9 protein-coding genes are annotated in these 7,736 nt (G+C 69.1%); 4 read left to right on the plus strand and 5 right to left on the minus strand.

Annotation, left to right across the window (positions count from 1 at the left end; translation table 11 throughout):
• Positions 1-80 precede the first annotated feature (80 nt).
• Positions 81-893 (plus strand): NAD(P)-dependent oxidoreductase, encoded by an 813-nt coding sequence (locus AX708_RS02940; protein WP_066531020.1) that lies wholly within the window; start codon positions 81-83, stop codon positions 891-893.
• On the opposite strand, the gene AX708_RS02945 is transcribed toward AX708_RS02940, so the two are convergent.
• Both AX708_RS02945 and AX708_RS02950 read right to left on the minus strand, forming a co-directional pair.
• Positions 876-1,763 (minus strand): DMT family transporter, encoded by an 888-nt coding sequence (locus tag AX708_RS02945; protein WP_082745639.1) that lies wholly within the window; start codon positions 1,761-1,763, stop codon positions 876-878. The genes AX708_RS02940 and AX708_RS02945 overlap by 18 nt on opposite strands.
• A gap of 20 nt (positions 1,764-1,783) precedes the next feature.
• Entirely contained in the window at positions 1,784-2,803 is a 1,020-nt protein-coding gene (locus AX708_RS02950) for a low specificity L-threonine aldolase (RefSeq protein ID WP_066531023.1), read from the minus strand.
• 53 nt (positions 2,804-2,856) lie between these two features.
• On the opposite strand from AX708_RS02950, the gene AX708_RS02955 reads away from it, so the two are divergent.
• On the plus strand, positions 2,857-3,174 hold the full coding sequence (locus tag AX708_RS02955) for a GNAT family N-acetyltransferase (RefSeq protein WP_066531024.1): 318 nt from the start codon (positions 2,857-2,859) through the stop codon (positions 3,172-3,174).
• Here AX708_RS02955 and AX708_RS02960 read toward each other — a convergent pair.
• Positions 3,120-4,688: a PH domain-containing protein gene (locus tag AX708_RS02960; protein WP_066531025.1), complete on the minus strand. Its 1,569-nt coding sequence runs from the start codon at positions 4,686-4,688 to the stop codon at positions 3,120-3,122. The two genes, AX708_RS02955 and AX708_RS02960, sit on opposite strands and share 55 nt — an antisense overlap.
• A 10-nt stretch (positions 4,689-4,698) precedes the next feature.
• Positions 4,699-5,205: a PH domain-containing protein gene (locus AX708_RS02965; protein WP_066531027.1), complete on the minus strand. Its 507-nt coding sequence runs from the start codon at positions 5,203-5,205 to the stop codon at positions 4,699-4,701.
• A 153-nt stretch (positions 5,206-5,358) separates the two neighbouring features.
• Here AX708_RS02965 and AX708_RS02970 point away from each other — a divergent pair, with 153 nt between their 5' ends.
• Positions 5,359-6,006, plus strand: a complete 648-nt coding sequence (locus AX708_RS02970) for a glutathione S-transferase family protein (RefSeq protein WP_066531029.1) — start codon at positions 5,359-5,361, stop codon at positions 6,004-6,006.
• On the plus strand, positions 6,006-6,785 hold the full coding sequence (locus tag AX708_RS02975) for an SDR family NAD(P)-dependent oxidoreductase (protein WP_066531031.1): 780 nt from the start codon (positions 6,006-6,008) through the stop codon (positions 6,783-6,785). The genes AX708_RS02970 and AX708_RS02975 overlap by 1 nt, the downstream gene beginning before the upstream one ends.
• A 9-nt stretch (positions 6,786-6,794) precedes the next feature.
• Here AX708_RS02975 and AX708_RS02980 read toward each other — a convergent pair.
• The coding region (locus AX708_RS02980) for an MFS transporter (RefSeq protein WP_067489491.1) at positions 6,795-7,736 on the minus strand (942 nt) is incomplete at its 5' end.

Consider the following 7,736-nt stretch of genomic DNA (forward strand, 5'->3'; position numbering starts at 1 on the left):
GGGTGGTGGGGGTGGTTGCGATGTCCATGCGGCCCGATTTAGGTTGTATTGGGCGCGGGGCCAATCATTAGGTGATCGCCATGGCGCATTTGCTTATCTTCGGACTGGGTTACACGGCGAGCCGGATCGCGGCGGAGATGCGCGCGCGCGGCTGGCGCGTCGACGCGACGGGAAGCGCGGGCAACCTCGATTTCGATAACGAATTCGACCGCGTGCGGGCCACCATCGATGAATGCACCCACGTGCTCTCCTCGGTCCCGCCCGAAACCGTCACTGGCGGCGATGATGTGCTGCTTTACTATGGCGGCACGCTGCAAGCGGCCCAAGCGCGCGGGAAGTGGATCGGCTACCTGTCCTCCACCGGCGTCTATGGCGACCGCGCGGGGGCTTGGGTCGACGAGGCGACGCCGACCATAGCGCAGTCCGGCGAAGGCCGTCGCAATGCCCGGGCCGAGGCCGACCTTGCATGGCTGACCATGGGCGCGCGGGTGTTCCGCCTGCCGGGGATCTACGGCCCGGGCCGCTCGGCGCTCGACAGGGTGCGCGAGGGCAAGGCGCGGCGGATCGACCTGCCGGGACAGGTGTTCAGCCGCGTCCATGTCGACGATATCGTCAGCGGGGTGGTCGCCGCCCTCACGAGGCACGCAACCGCAGGGGCCTACAACCTCGGCGACGACTATCCGTGCAGCGGCAATGAAGTGACCGAACATGCCTGCCGGTTGCTGGGCCTTCCCCTACCGCCGCTGGAGTCGCTCGAGGACGCCAACCTCTCCGAAATGGCGCGCGGCTTTTACATGGAGAACCGCCGCGTCGCCAACGGCAAGGCCAAGCGCGTGCTGGGGTGGTCGCCGCGCTACCCGACCTATGTGGAAGGGCTAGCGGCGCTGCTTTGACCTGAGCGCCAGCGCCATGCCCGCCAGTGCCAGCGCCATGCCGGTGGCCGACAGCGCGTCCCACACGAAGCCCTCGAACAAAGTCGACAGCAGCATCGCCACGCAGACGGTGACGATCGCATTATAGGCCGTGCGCCCCGCCCCGATCTCGCGCACCAGATTGTAGTGCAGCGGGAAGGTCACCACCGAGCCGATGATCGCAAGGTAAGCCGTCCCCGCCCAGAACTGCCACGCAGTCGGAACCTGCGGCACGCCCTCGGTGGCGAGGGCATAGACCAGATCGAAGCTCGTCCCGTAGACCATCGCCCAGGCGAGAAAGCTCACCATCGGCACGCCCCTGCCGGTGGGGTTGGCCTGCACCACGTTGGCGATCGAGGCGGCGAGCATCCCGCCCACCGCCAGCATGATCCCCAGTAACACGTTGCCGCCAAGCGGCGCCGCGTTCCATTCGTGCACCAGCAGCAGCGCCACACCGGCGATGGCGACCAGGCTCCCGCCGATGAAGCCGCCCTGCACCCGCTCGCCGATGAACACCCGCGCGAAGATCGCGTTGGGCACCATCAGCAGCGCGAACATCACCGCGACGATGCCGGAGGTGATGTGCTGCTCGGAATGGTAGACGAACAGGAAATTGCCCGAGAACTGCGCGATCCCGACGAGGAGTGCGAGCCTGTGCTCGGGCCGGGTGAGCTTCAGCCGGTGGCCCATCGCCAGCGCCAGCGCGAAGAGCGCAGGCGTCGCCAGCATGAAGCGGTAGAACACGCCCCATGCCGCCGGCACGCCCGCAATCTGCCCGGTGATGACGAACCAGGTCGAGCCCCAGATCGTGCCGGTCAGCATGAAGGGGACCAGCACGCGGGGGGTCAGCATGGTGGGCGCCCCGCCGCCGCTCATAATGCGGCGATCGCCTTGCCGAGCGCCTGCGCGTCCTCGGGGCGGGTGTTCCACGCGGTGACGAAGCGCGCGGAGTCCGCGCCCCAGTCATAAAAGGCGAAGTCCTGCGCCCGCAGCGCCTCGCGCTCGGTGGGGGTGAGGCGGACGAAAAGCTCGTTGGCCTCGACCGGATGGAGCAGCCGGTCCGCACAGCCCGCAGCCACTTGCCTAGCCGCCGCGTTGGCGTGCGCGGCGTTGGCTAGCCACAGGTCATCCTCGAGCATCGCGAGGATCTGCGCGGCGAGGTAACGCCCCTTGCATTGCAGGTGTCCGGCGCGCTTGCGGCGGTAGCGGACCTCCATGGCGCGTTCGGGATCGAACAGCACCACCGCCTCCGCGCCCATCCCGCCGTTCTTGATGAAGCCGAAGGCAAGGCTGTCGACCGGCCCGCTGGCGGCCCGCGCCGCCTCTGCCGCGCTGCCGCCAAGGTAGGCCGCGGCATTGGCGAAACGCGCGCCATCCATATGGAGGCCGAGGCGGCGCTCCTTCGCAAAGGCCCCCAGCGCGGCGAGTTCGGCAGAGGTATAGCTGCGGCCATACTCGCTCGCCTGCGTGATCGCGATGGCGTGGGGCTGGACCTGATGGACGTCATTGCGGATCGGATCGACCAGCGCGGCGATGTCCGCAGGGGTCAGCTTCGCGCCCTCGCCTTCGGCCAGCATCAGCTTGGCGCCGTGGAGGAAGAAGCCGGGCGCCCCGCCCTCGTCCACCTCGACATGCGCCTCGCGGTGGCACACGACCCCGCCGTGGGGCTGGACCATGGTGCCGAGCGCGAGACAGTTCGCCGCCGTGCCTGTCGCCACCCACAGCGCGGCGCACTCCCGCCCGAACAGCGCAGTGAAACGGGCGTCGAGCTCGGCCGAGAGGCGGTCCCCGTCGTACGGGTTGTCCGGCTGGTCGGCGCTGCGCATCGCCTCCCACAGCCGGGGGTGGACGGCGGCGGCATTGTCCGACAGGAAGGGCTTGGCGAGGGTCATTGCGGCACGCCCTTAACCTTACATTCCGGCGTGGCAAGCGGGAGGAGCAAGCGATGCACGAAGAAAGCGCAAAGCCGACAATTACCCATCACGTGCAGGGCGCTGGCGGACGTTATGTCGCGGCGCTCGAAGGCGAGGTCGAGCAGGGCTATCTCGAATGGGAACCGGGCGGCGAGCGGGACGGCCGCGAGATCCGCGTCGCCGCGCACACCATCGTCCCGCGCGCGATCGGCGGGCGCGGGGTGGCGGGTGCTCTCGTGGAGCGGCTGGTCGAGGATGCCGGGCGGCAGGGCTTCCTGATCCGCCCCGACTGCTCCTACGTCGCGCGCAGGTTTGCCGAAAACCCCGACTGGGCACCGCTCAGGGCCTGAGCGCCCGGCCCCGGGTGCTGCGGCGCATCGAGCCGCGAATAGTCGGTCGCCGCGATGGTGGCGAGGATCGCCGCGCGCAGCGCCCGCGCCTCGGCGAGCGGCAGGCCCGGGAAGCTGAAGCTGCCCCCCGCAAGGCCGAGATGTAGCGTCGCATAGCCGCGCAGCCGCGCCAGCGGCCCCTGCGCGATCTCCACCGAATGAAGCTTCAGCCGGGTGACGATCCGGGTGTCGGGCGAAAGCCAGCCGGTGGTGGCATAGACCTGCGCTTCGTCGAGCGCGATGCGCCGGAACTCCCAGGCGTAGAGGTTGATCGCCACCGCCACCACCGCCAGCCCAAGCGGAATGAAGGCGAGCCCGAACGGCGCCCAGATCGCAAGGCCGAGGGCGAAGACGAGGCAGGCCAGCACCATGTCGAGCATCCGGTCGAGCCGGTAGCGCTTGCTCGCCCGTTGCCAGGGCGTCTGCGCATCGGGCAACCGGAACCCGGCCGAGGCGACGATCGGCGCGATCTCGTCCATTGTCGCGAAGGGGGCGACGACGTGGCTCTCCTCCTTCTCATCCTGCGCGAGGCTGACGAAGCTCAGCGAGTGCCAGCCAAAGCGGTAGCGCAGGAGGCCGGTGCCGATCACCAGTCCCTGCACGCGGTGGGCGGGCATCACCACATCGGTGCGGGTCAGCAATCCGCGCTGGCGCCGGAACCCGCGCGCCGAGCGGGTGAGGGTGAAGCCCCAGTCGCGCAAGGCCGTGCGCACCACCCCGGTGACCGAGCCGATGACCAGCAGCCCTGCAAGCCCCGCCACCGCCCCGATGATCTGCGCATCCCTGCCAAGCGTGGCGACCGTGCTGCCCTGCTGCTTGAGCCAGCCGTACCACACGTCGATGTCGGTCACATTGTCGAGATATTGCAGCGCGCCGCCAAGCACCGCGAAGACCGCGAGCGAGAATTCGAACAGGCCGAAAGTGACGAGCCGGCCCGGCCCCATCGCGAACAGCACCTCGCCCGCCTCGGCGGCGGCAGCGGCAGGGGCCGCGGCTGCATCGAGGTTCGCGGCGCTGGCGGCGACCGCCTCGTCCTCGCGCCGCTCGCGCACCAGCTGGCGCAGGCGTTCGCCCTCGGCATTGGTGAGGTATGTAAGCGCGAGGTCGTCCGCCCCGCCCGCCCCGGTCTCGAACTTGACCGCCACCAGCCCGAGCAGGCGCGGCAGGGGCTTGGCCTCGAGGCTGACGTCCTGGATGCGCTCGTAGGGCACCGAGCGCGCCGCGCGGCTGAAGATGCCGCTCTCGACCCGGATGTCGGTCTCGCCGGTGGTGTAAGTGGTGCGCCGCCACCCGGCATAGCTGAAGGCGGTGCCGATCAGCGTCGCGACCAGCCCCACGGCCAGACCGATGAAGAGACCCGATCCGCCAATCCCGCTGCCGAAGGCCGCCGCCGCCGCGGGGAAGATCGCGTTCTGGACAGCGCCGATCGCGCCGATCGCGATGCCGAGCGGGGCGGTGCGGCGGGTCTCGCTCATGGCGCGCGCCTCACAGGGTCTCGCGGCGGATATGGGCGCGGATCTCCTCGCGCATGTCGCGCGCCAGTTCCTCGCCGAGGCCCGGCAGCGAGACGCTGGCATTGTGGTTGCCGGCGGTGTGGAGCGTCAGCGTGGCGATGCCGAAGAAGCGTTCCAAGGGCCCCTGATTGACGTCGATATGCTGCACCCGGCCGAAGGGCACGACGGTGTCGGAACGGAACATCAGCCCGCGCACCACCCGCAGCCGGTCGCCGCCCATCTGGTAGCCACGCGCGTTGTAGCGGGTCTGGGGAATGCGGATGACGAGCAGCACCGCGATGAGCAGCACGGTCCCCGCGATGGCGCCCGGCGGCAGCAGGTCGAGCTCGCGCAGCGACATCTCGGTCACCAGCGCCGCAATCAGCGCGGGGATCGCCGCGATCACAGTCTGCACCCGCATGGCATGGGCGTAATTGGGGTGAACCCGGGTGAGCGCGTCGTCATCCTCTGACGGCGTAGGGAGCGGCGAGTGATCCATGGTGGTTTATCTGCGCAACACAGCGCGCGCGCGCAAGCGCTTTTCCACGCGCTTGCGTCATGCGCCCGCCCCCTAGCGCATTTAGGAGGGCGACGCGGGCAGCGCGGCCCCGTAGAAACGCCGCGCAACCACCTGCCCGGGAGAGAGAACGTCATGATCACGCTGCATTCCAGCCTCGGCCCCAACCCCCGCCTGGTGCGGATGTTCATGGTCGAGAAGGGGCTCGAGGAGGGCCGCGATTTCGCGCGCGTGCATTACGACATCATCACCGGCCAGAACCGGCAGGACGCGGGCTACATGGCGCGGAACCCGCAGGGGACCACCCCGACGCTCGAGCTGGAGGACGGCACCTGCCTCGCCGAAAGCTGGCCGATCTGCGAATATGTCGAGGAACTGCACCCCGCCCCCAACCTGTTCGGCGGAACCCCGGTGGAGCGGGCCACCGTGCGCAAATGGGCGCGGCTGTTCGATCAGGAGGTCGTGGTGCCGATGACGATGGGCTTCCGCGCGGGCGCAGGCCGCCCGATGTTCGAGCCGCGCATGAGTGTCGTCTCGACCGGCGCGGGGGCGGAGCTTTCCGCGATGGCGGACGAGAAGTGGCGGCTGTTCGACAGCTATCTGGGCAGCAGCGACCACATCGCGCTCGGCCGCTTCACCTTTGCCGACCTGCTGATCTTTGCCTTCGCCAATTTCGGCTTCACCGTGGGCTGGAAGCTGCCCGAGGGAACAGACAACCTCGCGCGCTTCGTGGCGACGCACAACCAGCGGCCCTGTGCAGCGATCTGGAAAGAGGCCGAGTAATGCTGGGCCTCTCCGGAAAGGTCGCGATCGTCACCGGCTGCGCCTCCGGGATCGGGGCGGCGACGGTGCGGCGGCTGTGCGCCGACGGGGCCGCAGTGCTCGGCACCGACCTCGACGCTGCGCGCGGGGCGGCGCTGTGCGACGAAGTCGGCGCGCGTTTCGCGGTGCAGGACGTGTCCGATCGCGCGCTGTGGCCGCGGATCGTGGCGCAGGCGGTGGCGGCCTTCGGGCGGCTCGACATTCTGGTCAACAATGCCGGGATGGTCTCGGGCGCGGGTATCGAGGACCATGACGACGCCGCGATGTTCGCCGCGTGGGACAAGGTGCTGGCCGTCAATCTCAGCGGCACGATGGCGGGGTGCCGCGCTGCGATTGCGGCGATGCGCGACAACCCCGGCGGCCCGAAAGGTGCAATCGTCAACATCGCCTCGACCACCGCGATCACCCCGCTGCCGACCGATGTCGGCTATTCGGCGAGCAAGGCGGCGGTCAGGGCGCTGAGCAAGTCAGTCGCCACTTGGTGCGCGCAGGCCGGTCTCGCGATCCGCTGCAACACGGTGATCCCGGGCGCGACCCATACCGGCATTCTCGAAGCGACCGAGCAGCAGATGCCGGGCTTTCTCACGATGGTGGCGAAAACCTCGCCGCTGAACCGCCTCGCCGATCCGTCCGAGACGGCGGCGGCAATCGCCTTCCTCGCCAGCGACGAATGCCCCTTCATGACCGGGGCCGACATGCTGGTCGACGGCGGTGCGCTGGCGATTCACCCCGGTTTTTAGGCCCGGCTTCTAGCCGCCCTTCATCTTCTCGAGATAGCCGCTCGGCCCCATCTGGCGGGCGGTCCAGGCGAAAATCGCCATCGAGGCGATACCGGCCGCAAGGCACACCGCAAAGACCGCGATGGCAAGCGCCGCCGGCCCCTGCGTCGGGGTCAGCGCATCGCTCAGCGCGCCGGTCACGGCAAGGCCCAGCGCCTGTCCGATGAGGTTGTTGAAAAATAGCGCGATAGCGACCGCAAAGCCGCGGCTCGCCGGTTCGACCGCGGCCTGGATGCCCGACATGATCCCCGCCTGCGACGCGACATAGATCGCATAGGCGAGGCCGAACCACATGAGGAAGGTGGTGAAGTCGCCCGAGGTCAGGCTCAAAGCCAGCGGCAGCACCGCGCCGAGGCTCGTCACCCCCGGCAGCCACGCCCGCCAGCGCTCGTCACGCAGGCACAGCCAATGGGTGACATAGCCGCCAAGGATCGGCCCCGGAATGCCGCCCAGGAAGAAGGTCAGGCCGAGATAGAGCCCCACGTCCCCGGTCGAAATGGCGAACTGCCGCAGCATGATCGGCGCCATCCAGAAGGCGAGCGCGTAGCCGATCATGATCTGCACCGCCCAGCCCAGCGCCAGCCCCATGAACACGCGATTGGTGACGAGGCTGCGGATCGTCTCGCCCAAGGGCCTTTGCGCCATGTCGGTCCCTGCCGGAGCATAGCGCCCGCGCTCGGGCTCACGCATGGTGAGAAAAATGATCGCGCCCAACACCAACCCCGGCAGGCCCATCAGCACGAAGGCCCAGCGCCAGTCGAACGCCTCGGCCAACTGCCCGCCGATCAGCAGGCCCCCGGCGGTGCCCATGCTCGCCCCGATGGTGAGGAACCCCATCGCCTTGGCGAGTTCCGCGCGGGTGAAATAATCGGCGACGAGGCTCTGCGAAGAAGGCCCCGAACACCCTTCCCC

This window comes from Erythrobacter sp. CCH5-A1 (assembly GCF_001557115.1).
Lineage (GTDB): Bacteria > Pseudomonadota > Alphaproteobacteria > Sphingomonadales > Sphingomonadaceae > Erythrobacter.